This is a genomic window from Streptomyces himalayensis subsp. himalayensis, assembly GCF_013778455.1.
Lineage (GTDB): Bacteria > Actinomycetota > Actinomycetes > Streptomycetales > Streptomycetaceae > Streptomyces > Streptomyces himalayensis.
The window spans coordinates 314583-335040 of the sequence record NZ_JACEHE010000005.1 but is presented as its reverse complement, the minus strand read 5'-3'; the positions used below and the strand labels follow the sequence as shown (position 1 = coordinate 335040).

At 68.3% G+C, this 20458-nt stretch carries 21 protein-coding genes and 1 pseudogene; 18 read left to right on the top strand and 4 right to left on the bottom strand.

Translation table 11 applies throughout. The features are described from left to right. Positions 1 to 59: 59 nt before the first annotated feature. The gene (locus H1D24_RS11560; protein ID WP_181657342.1) at positions 60 to 962 is read left to right on the top strand and encodes a tRNA (adenine-N1)-methyltransferase; all 903 of its coding nucleotides are present in this window, start codon (positions 60 to 62) and stop codon (positions 960 to 962) included. A 435-nt stretch (positions 963 to 1397) separates the two neighbouring features. Further along, positions 1398 to 1967, top strand: a complete 570-nt coding sequence (locus tag H1D24_RS11555; protein WP_181657341.1) for a hypothetical protein — start codon at positions 1398 to 1400, stop codon at positions 1965 to 1967. Positions 1968 to 2145: 178 nt separating this feature from the next. On the opposite strand, the gene H1D24_RS11550 is transcribed toward H1D24_RS11555, so the two are convergent. Next, positions 2146 to 2451, bottom strand: a complete 306-nt coding sequence (locus tag H1D24_RS11550) for a ferredoxin (RefSeq protein ID WP_181657340.1) — start codon at positions 2449 to 2451, stop codon at positions 2146 to 2148. 256 nt (positions 2452 to 2707) lie between these two features. Here H1D24_RS11550 and arc point away from each other — a divergent pair, with 256 nt between their 5' ends. From arc to prcA, 6 genes and pseudogenes are all read left to right on the top strand, one after another. Next, complete coding sequence (arc, locus tag H1D24_RS11545) at positions 2708 to 4474, top strand: proteasome ATPase (protein ID WP_181657339.1); 1767 nt, start codon at positions 2708 to 2710, stop codon at positions 4472 to 4474. Positions 4475 to 4741: 267 nt separating this feature from the next. Next, a complete protein-coding gene (gene dop, locus H1D24_RS11540; protein WP_374064211.1) occupies positions 4742 to 6253 on the top strand; it encodes a depupylase/deamidase Dop in 1512 nt (503 codons plus the stop codon). 179 nt (positions 6254 to 6432) lie between these two features. Further along, complete coding sequence (locus H1D24_RS11535; RefSeq protein WP_011027899.1) at positions 6433 to 6651, top strand: ubiquitin-like protein Pup; 219 nt, start codon at positions 6433 to 6435, stop codon at positions 6649 to 6651. 176 nt (positions 6652 to 6827) lie between these two features. Next, positions 6828 to 7022: pseudogene (locus tag H1D24_RS44010) on the top strand (endonuclease domain-containing protein); the annotation flags it as partial. After that, positions 6974 to 7819 carry a proteasome subunit beta gene (gene prcB / locus H1D24_RS11525; protein WP_181657338.1) on the top strand — a complete coding sequence of 282 codons (846 nt, stop codon included), beginning with the start codon at positions 6974 to 6976 and terminating at the stop codon, positions 7817 to 7819. The pseudogene H1D24_RS44010 and the gene prcB, both read left to right, overlap by 49 nt. A 77-nt stretch (positions 7820 to 7896) precedes the next feature. Further along, positions 7897 to 8652, top strand: a complete 756-nt coding sequence (prcA, locus tag H1D24_RS11520) for a proteasome subunit alpha (RefSeq protein ID WP_181657337.1) — start codon at positions 7897 to 7899, stop codon at positions 8650 to 8652. A gap of 65 nt (positions 8653 to 8717) precedes the next feature. Here prcA and H1D24_RS11515 read toward each other — a convergent pair whose 3' ends face one another. Further along, entirely contained in the window at positions 8718 to 9725 is a 1008-nt protein-coding gene (locus H1D24_RS11515) for a LacI family DNA-binding transcriptional regulator (RefSeq protein WP_181657336.1), read from the bottom strand. Positions 9726 to 9932: 207 nt separating this feature from the next. Between H1D24_RS11515 and H1D24_RS11510 the strand changes: the two genes are divergently transcribed. From H1D24_RS11510 to tatC, 10 genes are all read left to right on the top strand, one after another. Beyond that, positions 9933 to 11192 (top strand): MFS transporter, encoded by a 1260-nt coding sequence (locus H1D24_RS11510; protein ID WP_181657335.1) that lies wholly within the window; start codon positions 9933 to 9935, stop codon positions 11190 to 11192. Positions 11193 to 11201: 9 nt separating this feature from the next. Beyond that, positions 11202 to 12563: a Pup--protein ligase gene (gene pafA / locus H1D24_RS11505; RefSeq protein ID WP_181657334.1), complete on the top strand. Its 1362-nt coding sequence runs from the start codon at positions 11202 to 11204 to the stop codon at positions 12561 to 12563. A gap of 115 nt (positions 12564 to 12678) precedes the next feature. Beyond that, positions 12679 to 13665, top strand: a complete 987-nt coding sequence (locus tag H1D24_RS11500; RefSeq protein WP_181657333.1) for an FKBP-type peptidyl-prolyl cis-trans isomerase — start codon at positions 12679 to 12681, stop codon at positions 13663 to 13665. A 42-nt stretch (positions 13666 to 13707) separates the two neighbouring features. After that, positions 13708 to 14082, top strand: coding sequence for an FKBP-type peptidyl-prolyl cis-trans isomerase (locus H1D24_RS11495; RefSeq protein WP_067283196.1), 375 nt, complete (start codon positions 13708 to 13710; stop codon positions 14080 to 14082). A 185-nt stretch (positions 14083 to 14267) separates the two neighbouring features. After that, complete coding sequence (locus tag H1D24_RS11490; protein WP_181657332.1) at positions 14268 to 15221, top strand: helix-turn-helix transcriptional regulator; 954 nt, start codon at positions 14268 to 14270, stop codon at positions 15219 to 15221. Between the two features lie 17 nt (positions 15222 to 15238). Continuing rightward, positions 15239 to 16327 (top strand): helix-turn-helix transcriptional regulator, encoded by a 1089-nt coding sequence (locus tag H1D24_RS11485; protein WP_258563993.1) that lies wholly within the window; start codon positions 15239 to 15241, stop codon positions 16325 to 16327. A gap of 8 nt (positions 16328 to 16335) precedes the next feature. Then, positions 16336 to 16608, top strand: coding sequence for a hypothetical protein (locus H1D24_RS11480; RefSeq protein WP_309484281.1), 273 nt, complete (start codon positions 16336 to 16338; stop codon positions 16606 to 16608). 10 nt (positions 16609 to 16618) lie between these two features. Further along, complete coding sequence (locus H1D24_RS11475) at positions 16619 to 16816, top strand: hypothetical protein (RefSeq protein WP_181657331.1); 198 nt, start codon at positions 16619 to 16621, stop codon at positions 16814 to 16816. 236 nt (positions 16817 to 17052) lie between these two features. Further along, a complete protein-coding gene (gene tatA, locus H1D24_RS11470) occupies positions 17053 to 17331 on the top strand; it encodes a Sec-independent protein translocase subunit TatA (protein ID WP_181657330.1) in 279 nt (92 codons plus the stop codon). 47 nt (positions 17332 to 17378) lie between these two features. Beyond that, positions 17379 to 18341: a twin-arginine translocase subunit TatC gene (tatC, locus tag H1D24_RS11465; protein ID WP_181657329.1), complete on the top strand. Its 963-nt coding sequence runs from the start codon at positions 17379 to 17381 to the stop codon at positions 18339 to 18341. A gap of 151 nt (positions 18342 to 18492) precedes the next feature. On the opposite strand, the gene H1D24_RS42285 is transcribed toward tatC, so the two are convergent. Continuing rightward, positions 18493 to 19107 carry a zinc ribbon domain-containing protein gene (locus tag H1D24_RS42285; protein ID WP_309484277.1) on the bottom strand — a complete coding sequence of 205 codons (615 nt, stop codon included), beginning with the start codon at positions 19105 to 19107 and terminating at the stop codon, positions 18493 to 18495. A gap of 133 nt (positions 19108 to 19240) precedes the next feature. Then, on the bottom strand, positions 19241 to 20359 hold the full coding sequence (locus tag H1D24_RS42280) for a hypothetical protein (protein ID WP_258563991.1): 1119 nt from the start codon (positions 20357 to 20359) through the stop codon (positions 19241 to 19243). Between the last annotated feature and the right edge of the window lie 99 nt (positions 20360 to 20458).

Genomic DNA, 20458 nt, shown 5'->3' with positions numbered 1-20458 from the left:
CTCACCGACCCCGGCTTCACGTGGTCAGCGCCCCCGGCCAGGACCGGTAGGCTGGTCACATGTCCGAACCGACCGGTGCCGCCCGCAGGCGCGGGCCCTTCAAGGTCGGGGACCAGGTACAGCTGACCGACCCCAAGGGCCGCCACTACACGTTCACGCTCGAGGCCGGGAAGAACTTCCACACTCACAAGGGTTCCTTCCCGCACGACGAGCTGATCGGCGCTCCCGAGGGCAGCGTTGTCCGCACCACGGGGAACGTCGCCTATCTCGCGCTGCGCCCCCTGCTCCCCGACTACGTCCTGTCCATGCCCCGCGGCGCCGCCGTGGTCTACCCCAAGGACGCGGGGCAGATCCTGGCATTCGCCGACATCTTCCCCGGCGCACGCGTCGTCGAGGCAGGCGTCGGCTCCGGCTCGCTCAGCAGCTTCCTGCTGCGCGCCATCGGCGACCACGGCATGCTGCACAGCTACGAGCGCCGCGAGGACTTCGCCGACATCGCCCGGCAGAACGTGGAGCGCTACTTCGGCGGCCCGCACCCCGCCTGGCAGCTCACCGTCGGCGACCTCCAGGACAACCTGTCGGACACCGACGTGGACCGCGTCATCCTGGACATGCTCGCCCCCTGGGAGTGCCTGGAGGCCGTCTCCAAGGCGCTCGTCCCGGGTGGCATCCTCTGCTGCTACGTGGCGACCACCACCCAGCTCGCCCGGACCGTCGAGTCCATCCGCGAGATCGGCTGCTTCAACGAGCCGACCTCCTGGGAGACGATGATCCGCAACTGGCACATCGAGGGCCTCGCCGTCCGCCCCGACCACCGGATGATCGGCCACACCGGCTTTCTGCTCACCGCCCGCCGCCTCGCCGACGGCGTCGAGCCGCCCACGCGCCGGCGCCGCCCCGCGAAGGGCGCCTACGGCGAGGACTACACCGGCCCGAACGCCGACGGAGGCCCGCCCCGCTGACCGGGGCCGTCGACCGCACGACTCAAGGGCCGCCGCGCTGACACAGCCGGCGGCCCTTCGTCTGCCCTCTCCTCGCCCGCCGGCCCCTCAACCGAGTGGCGCCGCCGCCCCCCACGCCGGGGCGCGAAGGGCTGATCCAGGGAGCTCCAGTCCCACGGAGATCGGCGATACGCCGATGGCACACTGCGGCCGACCAGGCCCAACAACGCGGCGCGCCAGGCTCGAAGAAGAGGCTTGCCACACCGGCCCGCCCAACGGCACTTGAACGGACAAATCCGCCTGCCCAGTTCCCCGAGAGGACCTGGGAACTCGTCTGCGGGGCCTTTTCCTTGACGTACCGGCAGTTCCACCGGACCCCGCCGTTCCGCCTCGGTGTGAGGTATGGCACCATGCTGGCCACCCCCACCGGCACAGCCCTCGCAGGAGACGCTCCTAGTGCAGCAATCCGCCGTCCCGGAACTGGCGCACAGCCAAACCCGCCCGATCCACTGGTTGGCCACCGCCACCGCCCTCGCCGCCGTGGTCGCGGGCTCCTCCTTCTTCCAGCCCGAAGCCGCCACCGCCGCCCAGCCGGGAAGCCACCAATCCACCCCGGTGGAGGCCCCGGACCCGGCCGCTGTCGACTTCGGCCTCAACTGCGGCGCGGCCAGGACCGTGGTGGAGAAGAAGGCGTCCGGGGACCTCGACGGCGACGGCAGACCCGAGACCGTCGCCGTGGTGCGCTGCGACGCGGGCTCGGGCACCCCGCCCAACGGCATCTACGTGATCACGCAGCCCACCGATGCGAACGCCCAGCCCCGCGTCGTGGCCACACTCGTCGACCCACAGGACCACCTCACCGTCTCCGACTTCGCTGTCGAGGACGGAGCCGTCACCGCCACCCTGCTCGGCTACTCGTCGCCCGACGTTCCCAGTTGCTGCCCGGACCAGCAGCAGAAGGCCAAGTGGCAGTGGAAGAACGGCACGTTCGTCCGCTCCACACCCGCCGGGGCCCTCGGCGTCTGACACCCAGCGGCACACGGGAGTGCCCATGGACGCCCAGCCGTCGATGCGGACAGCAGTCCAGCCGTCGACACCCACAGGCACCAGCAAGAAAATGTGACGCATCAGACACAGCGAAGGGCCCGGACGGCGACACCGCAGTCCGGGCTCATGGCTTTTGCAACGCTACGCAGTAACGAGGTCACTCAGCGTCGGGGCCGAATACCTCTACCTTGTCTGAAATGCGACGTACATGAATGCAGTCACCCGGACACTCCTTCGCGGAGTCGGTCACATCCCGCAGAAGCGGCAGTGGAACGGGCGTTGTGGCCCCCGGAGCCTGCAGAAGCTCGTCGGCAGGGCTCTTCACATAGGCCAGACCGTCGATGTCCAGCTCGAAGACCTCAGGCGCATACTGGGCGCAGATCCCGTCGCCAGTGCACAGGTCCTGGTCGATCCAGACCTCCAGAGCCTCGGTGCCGGCGCCGGCCTCGTTCTGCACGGTCATATCTCCTGCCATTTCCCTTCGTCGAGATCACCGGGCCCGCGAGCAAGTCGGCCCAGGTCTGACGGGTGTTGAACGCTTCGACGATACAACCGCCCGCTTTCCCATGTTTGTGGGTGGGTATCCCCCTGGCGTGAAGGGCAGCGCAAGGGTGAAGATCGGACACACCCCGACCGTCTTTGTGATCTAGGGGTTTCAATCGACACCCACCCAGGTAGGGTCTGGAAGCGTCCAGCTCCCTTTGGAGGAGGTGAGGACCGTGGCAGCCCACGACGACGACATCAACCGCGGCATCCGCCCGGGTCGAGGGTCCGACGACCCTGCCGGTCAGATTGCCTATCTCGAGCAGGAAATCGCCGTCCTGCGCCGCAAGCTCGCCGACTCTCCGCGCCATACGAGGATTCTCGAAGAGCGGATCGTCGAGCTGCAGACCAACCTGGCCGGCGTGTCCGCACAGAACGAGCGGCTCGCGAACACGCTCCGTGAGGCCCGAGACCAGATCGTGGCCCTCAAGGAGGAGGTCGACCGGCTCGCACAGCCGCCGGCCGGCTTCGGTGTCTTCCTCACGGCGAACGAGGACGGCACCGCTGACATCTTCACCGGGGGCCGCAAGCTCAGGGTGAACGTCAGCCCCAGCGTCGAGCTCGACGAGCTCAGGCGCGGCCAGGAAGTCATGCTCAACGAAGCGCTCAACGTGGTCGAGGCCATGGAGTTCGAGCGGGTCGGGGACATCGTCACCCTCAAGGAGATCCTCGAGGACGGCGAGCGCGCCCTCGTGCTCGGGCACACCGACGAGGAACGGGTGGTACGGCTCGCCGAGCCGCTGCTGGACGTCACCATCCGCCCCGGCGACGCCCTGCTGCTCGAACCCCGATCCGGCTACGTCTACGAGGTCGTGCCCAAGAGCGAGGTCGAAGAGCTCGTCCTCGAAGAGGTCCCGGACATCACCTACGAGAAGATCGGCGGCCTCGGCGGCCAGATCGAGCTGATCCGGGACGCGGTGGAGCTCCCCTACCTCTACCCCGACCTCTTCAAGGAGCACGAGCTGCGCCCGCCCAAGGGCGTCCTGCTCTACGGCCCCCCCGGCTGCGGCAAGACACTCATCGCCAAGGCCGTCGCCAACTCCCTTGCGAAGAAGGTCGCCGAGGTGACCGGCCAGCCCGCCGGGAAGTCGTACTTCCTGAACATCAAGGGCCCCGAGCTCCTCAACAAGTACGTCGGCGAGACCGAGCGCCACATCCGCCTGGTCTTCCAGCGGGCACGCGAGAAGGCCTCCGAGGGCACACCCGTCATCGTCTTCTTCGACGAGATGGAGTCGCTCTTCCGCACCCGTGGCTCCGGCGTCAGCTCGGACGTGGAGAACACCATCGTCCCCCAGCTGCTCGCCGAGATCGACGGCGTGGAAGGCCTCGAGAACGTCATCGTCATCGGCGCCTCCAACCGCGAGGACATGATCGACCCCGCGATCCTGCGCCCCGGGCGCCTGGACGTGAAGATCAAGATCGAGCGCCCGGACGCCGAGGCGGCGAAGGACATCTTCGCCAAGTACCTGACCGAACGGCTTCCGCTGCACGGCGATGACCTGGCCGAACACGGTCATGACAAGGCCGCCACCGTGCAGGGCATGATCCAGTCCGTCGTCGAGCAGATGTACGCCGAATCCGAGGAGAACCGCTTCCTCGAGGTCACGTACGCCAACGGCGACAAGGAAGTCCTCTACTTCAAGGACTTCAACTCCGGCGCCATGATCGAGAACATCGTCGGACGTGCCAAGAAGATGGCCATCAAGGCCTTCCTCGAGGCGAACCAGAAGGGCCTCCGCGTCTCCCACCTCCTCCAGGCCTGCGTGGACGAGTTCAAGGAGAACGAAGACCTGCCGAACACCACAAACCCGGACGACTGGGCACGCATCTCCGGAAAGAAGGGCGAACGGATCGTCTACATCCGGACCCTCGTCACCGGAAAGCAGGGCGCAGACACCGGGCGCTCCATCGACACGGTGGCAAACACCGGTCAGTACCTGTAAAAGACAGGACGGCTGCGGGTGTCCTCCACGGGTACCCGCAGCCGACTGCTTTCTTGATACTGACCGACCGCACACAGCTCCTCACCGTGGCGACACCCGAGCGAGAGCAAAGACGAGAATGATCTCCCCACCAGCGCAAAGGCGTTCTAGGCTCTTCGGTACCGCCGAGTCGCGCAGTGCGGGGACGGGCACCGCACACGCACCGGAGCAACAGCGGTACTTGAGCGCCGCCCCCGACCGAGGGCGCCGCCGGGCAAGGAGGGCCGCATGACCGTACGGCGAGTAATGGGCATCGAGACGGAGTACGGAATCTCCGTCCCCGGCCACCCCAACGCCAATGCCATGCTCACCTCGTCCCAGATCGTCAACGCATACGCGGCGGCGATGCACCGGGCGCGCCGCGCCCGATGGGACTTCGAAGAGGAGAACCCGCTGCGCGACGCGCGAGGATTCGACCTCGCCCGCGAGGCCGCCGACGCCAGCCAGCTCACCGACGAGGACATCGGCCTCGCCAACGTCATCCTCACCAACGGGGCACGCCTCTACGTCGACCACGCACACCCCGAATACAGCGCCCCCGAAGTCACGAACCCCCTGGACGCCGTCCTCTGGGACAAGGCCGGCGAACGCATCATGGCCGAGGCCGCCGAGCGCGCAGCACAGCTCCCCGGCGCCCAGCCCATCCACCTCTACAAGAACAACACCGACAACAAGGGCGCGTCCTACGGCACGCACGAGAACTACCTGATGAAGCGGGAAACCCCCTTCTCCGACATCGTGCGTCACCTCACCCCCTTCTTCGTCTCCCGCCAGGTCGTCACCGGCGCAGGCCGCGTCGGCATCGGCCAGGACGGCCACGAACACGGCTTCCAGCTCAGCCAGCGAGCCGACTACTTCGAAGTCGAAGTCGGCCTCGAGACCACCCTCAAACGCCCCATCATCAACACCCGCGACGAACCCCACGCCGACGCGGAGAAATACCGCAGGCTGCACGTCATCATCGGAGACGCCAACCTGTCGGAGATCTCCACCTACCTCAAGCTCGGCACCACCGCACTGGTCCTGTCGATGATCGAAGACGGCTTCATCGCCGTCGACCTCGCCGTCGACCAGCCGGTACGCACCCTGCACCAGGTGTCCCACGACCCCACACTGCAGCGGCTCGTCACCCTCCGCAGCGGCCGCACACTCACCGCGGTACAGCTCCAGATGGAGTACTACGAGCTCGCCCGCAAATACGTCGAGGAACGCTTCGGCGCCGATGCCGACGACCAGACCAAAGACGTCCTCACCCGCTGGGAAGACGTCCTGGGCCGCCTCGAACACGACCCCATGAGCCTCTCCGGCGAACTCGACTGGGTCGCCAAACGAGAACTCATGGAGGGCTACCGGCGCCGCGACAACCTCGACTGGGACGCGGCACGCCTGCAGCTCATCGACCTCCAGTACGCCGACGTACGCCCCGACAAGGGCCTCTACAACCGTCTCGTCGCCCGCGGCAAGATGAAGCGGCTCCTCGACGAGGAAGCAGTCGAGCGGGCCGAGGGGAAGCCACCGGAGGACACACGCGCTTACTTCCGCGGCCGCTGCCTCGAGCAGTACGCGGACGACGTCGCCGCCGCCTCCTGGGACTCCGTGATCTTCGACCTCCCCGGCCGGGACTCGCTCCAGCGGGTACCCACCCTGGAGCCGCTTCGCGGAACGCGTAATCACGTCAAGGAGCTGCTGGACCGGTGCCGTACGGCGGAAGATCTGGTCAGGGTCCTCTCCGGCGGCTGACCGGCTGACCGCGCCGGCAGCCCGGTCCGGGCTGCCGGGGCTGAAAAGGACTGCGTCCGGGAATCATCGAGGTGGTCCCCGGACGTTGTAACAACGGCGGGGCCGATGTCGGACCCTGCTTGTAGGGTCTGATCTTGACCGATCGAACCTAGTCGGGCGAATCGAGCGGGGTGAGGGATATGGCGACCAAGGACACCGGCGGCGGCCAGCAGAAGGCGACGCGCTCCACGGAGGAGGTCGAGGAGCAGGCGCAGGACGCGCAGGCTTCGGAGGACCTCAAGGAGCGGCAGGAGAAGCTCAGCGACGACGTGGACTCTGTTCTGGACGAGATCGACGATGTACTCGAGGAGAACGCCGAGGACTTCGTACGCTCGTTCGTTCAGAAGGGCGGGGAGTAAGCCGCTTCTGCCTTCGAATCGAAGGTAAGGGCGGGGGCCTCCAGCGCCTGAAGGGTGGGGCGCGAAGCGCTGTTCGCGGTGCCGGAAAGTGCAGGCCGCGGACAGCCTTCGCGCGCAACACGGCGTTCCCGAAGGGGTTGCAAAGCCTTCCGCCGTCTCTATGTGATCTGTCTCCAAAAGCCCTGGCTGTGCATGTGGATCACTGCCACAACACGGGTAGGGTCCGTGGCGTACTGTGCTTCAACTGCAATTCGGCCATCGGCAAGTTGGGAGACGATCCCGACACTGTTCGTCGGGCTGCCGCCTGATTGGAAGGAACCTCGTGGAAGCCAATACTCGTAGCACCGGGCGTCTACCAGCTGCCTTCCTGACGCCTGGGTCCTCGTCCTTCATGGACTTCCTGTCCGAGCACCAGCCGGAGCTGCTGCCGGGCAAGCGGTCGCTGCCGCCCGTGCAGGGTGTGATCGAGGCGCCGCACGGCACGACGATCGTTGCTGTGACCTTCCCCGGTGGTGTGGTGCTCGCCGGTGACCGGCGGGCGACGATGGGCAATGTCATCGCGCAGCGGGACATCGAGAAGGTGTTCCCGGCCGATGAGTATTCGGCGGTGGGTATCGCCGGTACGGCTGGTCTGGCTGTCGAGATGGTGAAGCTGTTCCAGCTGGAGCTGGAGCACTTCGAGAAGGTGGAGGGGACGCAGCTCTCGCTGGAGGGCAAGGCGAACCGGCTCTCCACCATGATCCGTTCCAACCTCGGTATGGCCATGCAGGGTCTGGCCGTGGTGCCGCTCTTCGCGGGTTATGACGTGGACCGTGAGAAGGGGCGGATCTTCTCGTACGACGTGACGGGTGGCCGTTCCGAGGAGCATGGCTTTGCGGCGACCGGTTCTGGCTCGCTCTTTGCGCGGGGGGCGATGAAGAAGCTGTACCGCGAGGATCTGACCGAGGAGCAGGCCACGACGCTCGTGGTGCAGGCTCTGTATGACGCGGCTGACGACGATTCCGCGACCGGTGGTCCGGACGTCGCTCGCCGGATTTATCCGATTGTCACTGTGATCACCGATGAGGGATTCCGGAAGGTGACCGACGACGAGTCCTCTCAGATCGCGCGGTCGATCCTGGAGCGGCGCCTGGAGCAGCCTGACGGTCCGCGGGCCGCTCTCCTTTGATCCGTACCTGTCGGATCCGTATTGCGGATCCTTTTGCGTGACTGACAGAACCACCGACAGAAAGGGACGGACAGCCGGTGTCGACGCCGTTCTATGTCTCACCCCAGCAGGCGATGGCCGACCGGGCCGAGTATGCCCGGAAGGGCATTGCCCGCGGTCGCAGCCTGGTCGTGCTGCAGTACGCCGACGGCATCGTGTTCGTCGGTGAGAATCCGTCCCGTGCGCTGCACAAGTTCAGCGAGATCTATGACCGGATCGGTTTTGCGGCCGCCGGCAAGTACAACGAATACGAGAATCTGCGGATCGGCGGTGTGCGCTATGCCGATCTGCGTGGTTACACCTATGACCGTGATGATGTGACGGCGCGTGGTCTGGCGAATGTCTATGCGCAGACGCTGGGCACGATCTTCTCGAGTGCGGCGGAGAAGCCGTACGAGGTGGAGCTGGTGGTCGCGGAGGTGGGGGAGACCCCCGAGGGCGATCAGATCTATCGCCTGCCGCATGACGGATCGATCGTGGACGAGCACGGTTCGGTCGCGGTCGGTGGCAATGCGGAGCAGATCAGCAGCTATCTGGATCAGCGTCACCGGGACGGTATGTCGCTTGCGGAGGCCTTGAAGCTGGCTGTGCAGGCGTTGTCGCGGGACACCAACGGCAGTGAGCGGGAGATCCCCGCGGAGCGGCTCGAGGTGGCGGTTCTGGACCGTACGCGTCCGCAGAAGCGGAAGTTCAAGCGGATCGTGGGGCGTCAGCTGTCGCGTCTTCTGGAGGCGGATGGCGGGGCGGCGCCCACGGATGCGCCTTCGGACACCGAGGAGGAGTCCGAGGAGTAGGAGCACGCGCTCGCTCCGCGCCCCCGGCCTTGGGTCGGGGGCGCGATCGTATGTGGGCGCTTGTGTCAGGACTGTGCGCGGGGCGGCGCTGTCGAGTCGCGTACGACCAGCTGGACCGGCAGGTCGTCGGCGCCTACGGGCCGCCCGTCGAGGATGGCGAGGAGTGCGGCCATGCCTCGCTCGCCCACGTGCTCTGCGGGGAGCCGCACGGTGGTGAGCTCGGGGTCGACGGCGGAGGCGAGGGTCAGGTCGTCGAATCCGGTGACCGAGATATCGTCCGGGACGCGTAGACCCAGTCGCCGTGCCGCTTTGCAGGCGCCGACGGCGAGGAAGTCGTCGTCGCAGACGAGGGCGGTGGGGCGGGGGCCTGGTGCGGTGAGTGCCGCTTCGGTGGCGTCCCGTGAGGCATCGATGCTCAGGGATGTGGTCACGGTGCGCAGCTCGGCGCCGGGGACGTCTCTGAGGGCGCCGTGGAGGGCTCTGGCGCGTACCTCGAAGGTCCAGGAGCTGATGGCTGAGGCGATGTGCAGGAAGCGCCGGTGGCCGAGGCCGAGGAGATGGTCGGTGATCTGGCGCATGCCGTCGGCGAGGTCGAGGTTGACGGTTGCGGCGCCGGGGCCCTCGTCGGGGTCGCTGTCGAGCATGACGAGGGGGAGTTCGTCGCCGCGGATCGCGGCGAGGGCGTCGGCGGCCATGGAGGAGGCGATGACGCCGTCGAGGGCGGCTGCCGCGGAGTCGAAGGGGTCGCGGGCGGGGCCGATGCCTTCCGGTGAAGGGTAGAGGACGACGCCGAAGCCGTGTTCGGCGGCGACGCGGGCGGCGCCGGTGTAGACGCGTGCGAAGAACTCGTTGGTGAGGGCCGGTACGACGAGGAGTGCGGTTCGGGTGCGGCCGAGGCGGAGGTTGCGGGCGGCGAGGTTGGGCCGGTAGCCGAGTTGCCGGGCGGCGTCGCGGACGCGTTCGGCGGTGGTTTCCGAGACCCGGCCGCGCCATTTGTCGCCGAGGACGAGGGAGACGGCGGCCTGGGAGACTCCGGCCGCCCGGGCCACGTCCTTGCTCGTGGTCCGCGCCACGGGGGCTCCTTCCGTGCTGTGCCGCGTCGGTCGGCACGCGTGTCGGGCCGCTGCCTCGCGTGCTCTCGGCTCGCTCGCTCCGGCGAAATCGAAGTGGACTGCGAACTGCGCACATGGTACGTATGACGGACGGCGTTATACGTAAAACTTCGATCACCTCGGGCAGGGCGGCGGGCGCCATGGTGCGGGGGAGAGGGCAGGGCTGGCATGGCCGCGGGATATGGGGAGATTCTCCGGACAAGACATGCGGCGAGGCTGCTCGTGGGCACCCTCGTGGGCCGCCTGCCGAATGCCACCGCGGCCATCGCGATCGTGCTGTTCGTGCGGGCGGAGGGCGGCTCGTACAGCCTCGCCGGGGCGCTCGCGGCGGTGTACGGGGTGGCGAACGCCGTGGGGCAGCCGCTGCTGGGCCGGCTCGTGGACCTGTATGGGCAGCCGCGCGTGCAGCTGCCCGCGGCTCTCGTGTCCGCCCTGGGCGCGGCGGTCTTCGCCTTGGCCGGCACCGACCCGCTCTGGCTCGCCCATGCGTCAGTGGTGGTCGCCGGCCTGTTCGCCCCGCCTCTGGAGGGCGGTCTGCGGGCCCTGTGGCCGAAGGTGCTGCCGCGCGAGGACCAGGTGCACACGGCGTACGCGATGGATGCCGTGGCGCAGGAGGTGATGTTCACGGTCGGCCCGTTGCTGGTCACGCTGTGCGTGTCGCTGTGGTCGGCGGAGGCGGCGCTGCTGGTCATCAATGCCGTCGGTGTCCTCGGTGCGCTGTCCGTGGTGGTGTCCGAGCCGTCGCGGACCTGGCGCTCGGCTCCCCGGGAGGCGCACTGGCTGGGGGCGCTGCGCTCGCCGGGCCTGCTGGCGCTGCTCGGCTCGTTCCTCTTCATCGGCATGGCGCTCGGCTCCATCACGGTGGCCGGGGTGTCGTACGCCGACGGGCACGGGGGCGACGCGGTGTACGGCTGGCTGATGGCGGCGCTGGGGCTGGGTGCCCTGGCAGGCGGTGCCGTGTACGGTGCGCGGCAGTGGAGTGGTGCGCCCGAGCGGCGACTGCGGGGCCTGGTGGCACTGCTCGCGCTCTGTTATCTGCCGCTGATGCTGATGCCCGGCCCTGTCGGGATGACGGCGCTGACTGCCCTTGCGGGGGTGTTCCTCGCGCCGTGCATCGCGTGTGCCTTCATCATCGTGGACCGTTATGCGCCGAGGGGCACGGTGACAGAGGCGTTCTCGTGGCTGGTGACCACGTTCACGGTCGGTGCGTCGGTGGGAACGGCCGCTACGGGGCCGGTCGTCGAGTGGGGCGGAGCCGCCTGGGGCTTCGCGGTTCCGGGGGGCGTGGCGGCCGTCGCGCTGCTGGTTCTGCTGGCCGCGGGGCGGGTCCTCGCAGCTCCCGGCGGCACCCGGAAGTTGGCGGGCGCTTCGGAAAATGATCGAAACGGTGCTGTCGAACCCGGTTTCACTGCTGGGCATCAGGCGTAATGTTCACTCATGGACCGCCGCATTTTCGGGCTGGAGAACGAGTACGGCGTCACGTGTACGTTCAGGGGACAGCGCCGCCTGTCTCCTGACGAGGTGGCGCGGTACCTCTTCCGCCGTGTCGTGTCATGGGGCCGTAGCAGCAATGTGTTTCTGCGCAACGGCGCCCGCCTCTATCTCGACGTCGGATCACATCCGGAATATGCAACTCCCGAATGTGACAATGTGACCGAACTCGTCACGCACGACAAGGCGGGCGAGCGCATTCTGGAAGGCCTGCTCGTGGACGCCGAACGCCGCCTGCACGAGGAGGGAATCGCGGGCGACGTCTACCTCTTCAAGAACAACACCGACTCGGCGGGCAACTCCTACGGCTGCCACGAGAACTATCTGGTGGCGCGGCACGGGGAGTTCTCGCGCCTCGCGGACATCCTCATTCCATTCCTCGTCACCAGGCAGCTGCTGTGCGGGGCGGGCAAGGTGCTGCAGACCCCGCGCGGCGCCGTGTACTGCGTCAGTCAGCGTGCCGAGCACATCTGGGAGGGCGTCAGCTCTGCGACGACCCGCTCCCGGCCCATCATCAACACCCGCGACGAGCCGCACGCGGACGCCGAGCGCTACCGCAGGCTGCACGTCATCGTCGGCGACTCGAACATGTCCGAGACGACGATGCTCCTCAAGGTCGGTGCCACCGACCTGGTGCTGCGCATGATCGAGGCGGGCACGGTCATGCGGGACCTCACGCTGGAGAACCCCATCCGGGCGATCCGCGAGGTCAGCCACGACATCACGGGCCGCCGCAAGGTGCGTCTTGCCAGCGGCCGGGAGGCCTCCGCGCTCGAGGTGCAGCGGGAGTACTACGAGAAGGCGCTGGACTTCTGCGAGCGCCGCGGTATCCGCACCGGCACGGTCGATCAGGTGCTGGAGCTGTGGGGCCGCACGCTCGACGCGATCGAGCAGGAGGACCTGGACCGGATCGGCACCGAGATCGACTGGGTGATGAAGTACAAGCTCATCGAGCGGTACCGGACCAAGCACAACATGACGATGTCGCATCCGCGGGTCGCGCAGATAGACCTCGCGTACCACGACATCCACCGCCGTCGCGGGTTGTACTACCTGCTCGAGAAGAAGGGACAAGCGGCCCGTATCTGCAACGACTTGAAGATCTTCGAGGGCAAGTCGGTGCCTCCGCAGACCACTCGGGCCAGGCTGCGCGGTGACTTCATCCGCCGCGCCCAGGAACAGCGCCGCGACTTCACGGTCGACTGGGTCCACCTCAAGCTCAACGACCAGGCGCAGCGCACCGTGCTGTGCAAGGACCCGTTCCGTTCGGTCGACGACAGGGTGGAGAAGCTGATCGCCGGAATGTGACCGGGAACAGCAGTACGCAACGCGGGGCGCCGTACGTTTCTCGTACGGCGCCCTCGTGTGCCCGTAGAGTTGCGCGCACGCCCACTACAAGATCGACCGATACGAGGCCCCCACCGTGCGCCGACGCTCCCTGCTCCTTGCCGTTCCGGCCGGCCTGCTCACGCTTGCCGGCTGTGGTGACGACAAGGCCGACAAGGCCGAGTCCAGCCCGTCCCCGACAGCCTCGGCGGAGGCCACCGCGAAGATCGTGTCCGGGCCGGTGCCCGAGGTCACGGCGGGTAAGGAGTTCGGCCAGAAGCCGACTGTCGCCAAGGGCTCCGGTGAGCCGTCGAAGGACCTAGCGGTGAACGTCCTGGTCGAGGGCAAGGGCGCGGAGGTCGCCAAGGGCGACTATCTGCAGGCCAACTACCTCGGCCAGATCTGGAGCACGGCCAAGGTCTTCGACAACTCCTACGACCGCGGTGTGCCCGCGATCTTCCCGATCGGGGTCGGCCAGGTCATCCCCGGATGGGACCAGGGACTGGTCGGCAAGAAGGTCGGAAGCCGCGTGGAGCTGGCCATTCCGCCGTCCCTGGGCTACGGCTCGGAGGGGAACGCGCAGGCCGGCATCAAGGGGACGGACACGCTCGTCTTCGTCGTGGACATCGTGAACTCCTTCGGCCCCAAGAGCTCCGCGAAGGGCGAGGTCGTCGCCCAGGACAACATCGACCTGCCCAAGGTCGGCACGAACACCGACGGCAAGGCCCCGTCCATCGACGTCCCCGAGAAGGACGCCCCGAAGGACCTCGTGGCCAACTACGTGATCGAGGGCGACGGCGAGGAGGTGAAGGCCACCGACAGCCTCCTCGTGCAGTACAAGGGCGTGCTGTGGGACGGTGGGAAGGAGTTCGACTCCACGTACTCGCGCGGCCAGCTCTCCTCGTTCTCGCTGCAGCAGGTCGTCAAGGGCTGGTCGCAGGGCCTGACCGGCAAGAAGGTCGGCAGCCGTGTCCTCGTAGTCGTCCCGCCGGCCCTCGGCTACGGCGACAACCCGCCGAGCGGCAGCGACATCAAGAAGGACTCCACGCTGGTCTTCTCCGTCGACATCCTGGCGAAGATGTAAGACTGTGCGCGTTGCCCATCCGTAACAAGCAGGAGCATTAACGTGAGCATCGAGAAGCCCGAGATCGACTTCCCGGGCGGCGAGCCGCCGGCGGACCTCGAGATCAAGGACATCTGGGAGGGCGACGGCCCGGAGGCGAAGGCGGGCGACACCGTCTCCGTCCACTACGTGGGCGTGGCCTTCTCCACCGGCGAGGAGTTCGACGCGTCATGGAACCGCGGCACGCCGCTGCAGTTCCAGCTCGGTGTCGGCCAGGTCATCGCAGGCTGGGACCGGGGCGTGCAGGGCATGAAGGTCGGCGGGCGCCGCCAGCTGACCATCCCGGCGCACCTCGCGTACGGCGACCGCGGCGCCGGCGGCGGCCGCATCAAGCCGGGCGAGACCCTGATCTTCGTCTGCGACCTGGTCGCGGTCTGAGTCGGCCCGGACGGAACACCTCGCTGATCTCATCCGGTCAGCAGCGCTGATCACATCTGATCGGCAACCCTGATCACATCCGGTCAGGAGTGGGGCCCATGCCGTCTGGCATGGGCCCTCGGCTTTTGCCCCGACACCACGGAGCGGTACGGTCGACGATCGAAGCATCATAGGGAAGGGCGTCGATGGCCATCTCCAAGGCCGAGCGGCTGATGAATCTGGCGCTGTGCCTGCTCGGGACAAGGCGACCGCTCAGCAAGCGCGAGCTGCGCGGCTCCATCGAGGCCTACCTGGAAGCCGGCTCCGACGACTCCTTCAACCGCATGTTCGAGCGGGACAAGGACGATCTGCGCGAGCTCGGCCTGGTCATCGAGACGGTGGAGAACCTCGACGGCGAGGTGGGCTACCTGGCCCGCCGCGACAGCAACCGGCTGCCGCCCGTCACGCTCGACGCCGAAGAGGCAGCCGCGCTCGGCCTCGCCGCCAAGGTCTGGCAACAGGCGAGACTCGCCGGAGCCGCCAGCGGCGCCCTGCAGAAGCTGCGCGCCGCGGGCCTTCCCGAGGACGTCGACCCGTACGGGGCGCATGGCGCGCTCGAACCCCACATCCCCGTCCACGAGGCCGCCTTCGAACCTCTGATGCTCGCCTGCCGCGACCGCCGCCCCGTCGCCTTCGAGTACCGCAAGGCCACCGCCGCCCGCCCCGAACTGCGCCAGGTCGAGCCCTGGGCGCTGGAGTGCTGGCGCGGCCACTGGTACCTGGCGGGCTGGGACCGCGAGCGCGGTGCCGAGCGGGTCTTCCGCCTCTCCCGCATCACCGGGAAGGTGCGCAACCGCCCCGGGAAGTTCACCGCCGCCGTACCCGACGTCGTCACCGTGCGCGAAACCGTCGCGAGCTGGGCGGGCGAGACAGCCGACCGCAGCGCCCTGATCAGGCTGCGCGCGGGCGCGGGCTATCCGCTGCGCGCCAAGGCCGTCTCGGTACGGGAACTCGGCGACGGCTGGGAGGAGTTGGAGATTCCGTACGGGCACGGCCTGGACGCCTGGCTGGTGGAGTTCGGGCCCGACGTGGTGGTCCTCGAACCCGCCGAGCTACGGGCCGACGTCGTGGACCGGCTGCGCGCCGTGGCCAAGGGCTGAGGGGGACGGAGCAAGCAATGGCAGCCAACGCCATCGACCAGACCCGGCGGATGCTCTCCCTGGTGACGTATCTGCGGGAGCGCCCTGGCGCGCGCGTCGCCGACGTCGCTCGCGCCTTCGGGATCACCGAGGACGAGCTGATCTCCGACCTCGACGTACTGCCGCTGTGCGGGACCAGCTTCCGCGGCGGTGACCTGCTCGACATCGACACCGACGGCGAGCGGATCTGGTGGCGCAACCCAGGCGCCCTCGCCGCAGAAGCTGCCGCGCCGCTGCGGATCGCCGCCGACGAGGCCACCGCGCTGCTGGTCGCCGCGCGCGCCGTCTCGACGCTGCCGGGGCTGCGCGAGAGCGACCGGCAGGCACTGCTGCGCGCCACCGCGAAGCTGGAGACCGCGGCGGGCGAGGCGGCCGGCGCCAGCTCCCGGCTCTCCGTAACGTTCGAGTCCGAGGGCGGCGTCTTCGCGGACGTCGACCGGGCGATCTCCGAGCGGCGCCGGCTGTGGATCCGCTACTACTCGCCCGCACGCGACGAGCTCAGCGAGCGCGAGATCGACCCGATCCGGCTGGTGAGCGTCGGCCACACGTACGTGGAGGCGTGGTGCCGCCGCTCGGAGGCCCGGCGCACCTTCCGGCTCGACCGGGTCGCGGAGATCAGGATCCTGGATGAGCCGTCCGCGCCGCCCGAGGTCGAACTGCGCGACCTCTCCGAGGGGCTGGTGCAGCCCGCGGCCGAGGATCCCGAGGTGGTCGTCGAGGTCGGGCCCGGAGGCCGCTGGGTCGCCGAGTACTACCCGCACGACAGCGCCGATGAGCTGCCCGACGGCGGCCTGCGCATCACGCTGCGCACGCCCGACCCCGCCAGCCTGCGCAGGCTCGCGCTCCGGCTCGGCCGGGACGGCCGGATCGTCTCCCCGCAGGACCTCGCCGACAGCGCTCAGCGGGCGGCACGCGCGGCGCTCGCGGCCTATGACGAGTTGGTCGCCGGGCCCGCCGGGACCCCGGCCCCGGCCGGTGGGCGGGTCGGCGCACCGTACGGCAACGCCGACGGCCCGGCCGAGGCGCCCGTCGGCGGGCCGGTCGACAGGCAGGAGCAAGCGCTGTGAGCAGCTCTGTGACATCCAACACACAGGGATCGCCGGCCATATACGGACGATCGGGGCCGATTCCCGTGGTCTTCAAGGCCGCCTGCCCCGACTGCCGCGCCCGCTTCGAACTCGCCGCGGGTGCGCTGCGCCTCGCCATCGGCGCCAGCAGCCGCACCACGTTCTACTCGTTCACCTGCCCCGAGTGCGGCGCCGCGGTGCGCAAGCCCGCGGGCGAACGCATCGTCGAACTCCTCACCGGCGGCGGAGTGCGGACGTTGCGCCTGCACTCCACCGTCTAGGCTGACCGACATGTTCTGGCCGATGCTGGCGATCGCTGTGGGTTTCTGTGGGCTTGCTGTGCTCGGAGTACTGGCCGTCCGGGTCTTTGTGGAGGCCCAGCGGCTGGGGCGCCAAGTCGACGACTCCGCACGTCGCATCCATCGCGCGGCCGAGGATCTGGAGCGTGCGGCGGTCGGGGTGGCCCACACGACCGGGGACGTTCTTTGAGGTTTTTCGAAAGTTCCTTGACGGCTGCTACCTGTCAACTTCCCAGGTTCGGCAGGTACGCTGCTGAATCGCGGCCCCGAGAGCGAGGCGCGGGCCCGCAGACTGGGAGTATGCACAGGGATTGCCCCGCGTTTACCCCTGAGCGTTACGATCGCTGCCAGCACGGTGGTCGGACGAATGTCCGACCTGCCGGGTATTCGGACTCCATGTCGCCTCGGTGAAGAAGGTAAACAGCTATGGGTAGGCTCGGCCCCACCGAGATCATTCTGATCCTCGTCGTCATCATCCTGCTGTTCGGTGCCAAGAAGCTTCCGGACATGGCCAGGTCCCTCGGCAAGTCGGCCCGCATCCTCAAGAGCGAGGCCAAGGCGATGAAGTCCGACGACCAGCAGGCGGCTCCGGCAGACCCGCCGAACAACGAGCAGCCCCCGGCACAGCGCGTCATCCAGGCCGCGCCCGGCGATGTGACCAGCTCTCGCCCGGTCACCGAGCCGACGGACACGACCAAGCGCTGAGAAAGGGCCGGTGAGGACCGGCCCGCCGCACGAGATGAGGACGTGGGTTGCTCAAGTCTGCCCGCAAGAAAGAGCAAGAGAAGGACCCCGAGGGGCGGATGCCCCTTGTGGAACACCTGCGTGAGCTGCGCAACCGGCTGGTGAAGAGCCTGTTGGCTGTTGTCGTGACCACGGTCATCTCGTTCATGTTCTACAAGGACATCCTCGAGTTCTTCACGACCCCGATTCTCCAGGCTGTGGGATGCAACCTGAGCCTCGCGGAGCTGCAGGCGACCGAGACCAAAACCTGCGCGCGCATCACGCAGAACGGCCTGCTCAGCCCGTTCACGCTGGCGCTGTCTGTGTCCTTCACATCCGGCCTGGTGCTCGCATCACCGGTCTGGCTGTACCAGCTTTGGGGCTTCATCGCTCCTGGTCTGCACAGGAACGAGAAGAAGTACTCGCTCGGCATCGTCGGTGCCGGTTTTCCGCTGTTCCTCCTGGGCGCCTACTTCGCGTACTGGTCGCTGCCGAAGATGGCGGTGGTGATGCTCGAGTTCTCCATCGTCTTCAGCGACAATCTGCTGCCGCTGGATGATCTGATCCAGCTCATCATGCGGATGATCATCATCTTCGGTCTCGCCTTCGAGCTGCCGCTGCTGCTGGTCGTGCTGAACTTCGGCGGCATCATCTCTGGTGAGAAGATGCGCGGCTGGTGGCGTGGCATGGTCATGGGCATCACGCTCTTCGCGGCGGTCGCCACGCCCAGCACCGACCCGATCTCGATGCTGGCGCTGGCTGTGCCGATCTCGGTGCTGTACTTCGTCGCGACCGGGATCGCGCTCATGAACGATCGGCGTCGAGCACGGCGTGAGGCCGAGGGCCCCGCCGACGACGAGGCCTCCGAGCTGGACCTGACGCCCGAGGACATCGGCGAGATCGAAGCCGTCTCCGCCACCCCTGCGCTGCCCGAGCAGGCGAGCTCGGACCGGGACCGGGAGCGGATCAACGGGTTCGACGACGTGACCTGAGTAGCAAAGGGCAGCGAATGCCGAAGCCCCGGTCGTCCCGACCGGGGCTTCGGCCATTCGCACGCTGCATGAGCACTCCGGCCGCGTCCCGCGGTGGGATTGACGTAGGGGTAGTGAGCGACGGCGGCGACGGCATGGCGAGCGTCTCTGATCAGCCAAGCGATCCCATGTAGGACGTAGTGTCTGGCATGGGTTGTGCCCACCGTGGAGGGGTGGCGTGGGCGTGCAGGTGGAATCCCGCGCCCAGTGCTGCTCCTCGTGGCCGGTGTCGGCCGGTGGTGGGTGTGCTGATCGCCGTCACGCCCTGGTGCCGGTGTGCTGCGCGGGGCAGCCGGGTCCGGTCCGTGTGAGCGTGTCCCTCCGGACGCTTGCCCGCCGGGCCTTGCGGCCTGGTGGGGGAGGGTGCCCTGCGTCGCCTGGGCGCGGGGCGTGTGGTGAGTGGCCGGGTGGGTCCGGTCTTGGACCGGTCCCGGGGGGTTTTCTTGGCGGGCGGGGTGACCACGGCCTTGGCTTCGAGCGTGTCGACCACCGAGCGGATCACCATGGTGCTGGTGCTGCGGTCGACGACGGTCTTGGCCTGGTGGGTGAGGCCACGTGCGGCGATGCGCTTCCACGCGCCCGTGTCGCGGTTGCCCTGATAGCCGCAGGAGCGGCAGATGACCCATTTCCAGCCGGGTGTCGTGGGCCGGTCGGGGGCCTTGCGGTGTCGCAGCGGCACCAGGCACTGGGGGCAGTGCCTGGAGGTGTTCCTTGCAGGGACCGTCACGATGGCGATACCCGCCTCAGCGGCGAGTGCCGCATGCGGTCGAGGATCTGCCCGCGCACCTGCTGGGACAGGCGTGTGTTCATGCTGCGGCCCATGCCGCGCGCTTCCATGGAGCGGAGGTCTTCGACATAGATCACGGTCGCGCCGGCGGAGATGGCCTGATCGACGGTCCAGCGGGCAGCGGCCCAGGCCAGAGAGTCGTTTGGTCGGTCTTGGCATGCAGGAGCTCGGACAGGCGGCGCAGGCGGTGCTGTTTCGCCAGGACGCCGGCCGCGCGGAGCATGCCCCCGCTGCCGAGGGCAGTGATACGTCCGTTGCCGTGGAGCCGGACAGCCCCGGCGGACAACAAGGTATTGAGGCCCCAGTCCACACCGAGTGCGACCGAGTGCCCGGTTCGCTGCGCCTTGGGGACAGCGTGGGTGTAGGCGAGATCAGCCCGCACTCTGCCCTGGTGGATGCGCAGGGTGGGCAGGTGCAGTACCGCGTTCACCGGGATGGTGGGCGGCAGCGTGACGGGGCAGGCAACCCATGTCCAGTCCCGGTAGGAGCGCGGGTCGGGGCGGCTGGGCAGCTGCAGGCGCAGCAGCGCCCGGCCCGGCTCGTCGCCGCGTTCGAGCGTGGCCTCCTGCCCGTCGCACGCCGACAGCAGCAGCATCCGGGCGGTCCGGGGTGCAGGCTCCAGCTCGAACACGTCGACCGGGAGACGGTCGTGCTGCCCCTCGAAGGCGGAGGCCTGCCGGGTGCGGGACTTGATCACACTGGACGGCAGGAACTGCCCGCCGGGCACCGCTTCACGGACGGCATCCCATTCCTCACCCGTGCGCTTGGCCGGATCAGCAGGCCAGGTCGCGAGAACTCCGGCGGTGAGGTCTGCGCGCCACTTCGCCGCCCGCAGCGTGCGCCCGGCTTGTTCCTGAGCCATGCGCACGATGCGGTCGTTGACCTTCACACCCGCGGGCGGAGTGGTGGTCCAGCCTAGACGCCGCAGGGCCATCCAGGCGTTCGACGGCAGCTTTCGACCGCCGGCGTCCTCCCCGGAGGCGAGCAGGTCCACGTCGGTGGTGTTCCAGTGCTCCGCCATCAGCGCGCCGGCCATGCCGGACACCAGACCGGCAGCCCAGCCGACCCGCTCCGCCAGCACCGATGCAGGCAGCAGCGCGCCGGTCTTCTCGTCAACTGCCCTACGCAGGACGGCACGGGCACACGCCGTGCGGGCAGTCTCACCCTCAGCGAGCGGCAGCTTCCGGCTCACCGGCCCCCTCCCCACCCGTGATGCTGTCATCCGATCAACGACACACCCGCGAAAAGGTCACGCATTCGATCTACGCACACACATACAACGCCGACGCTG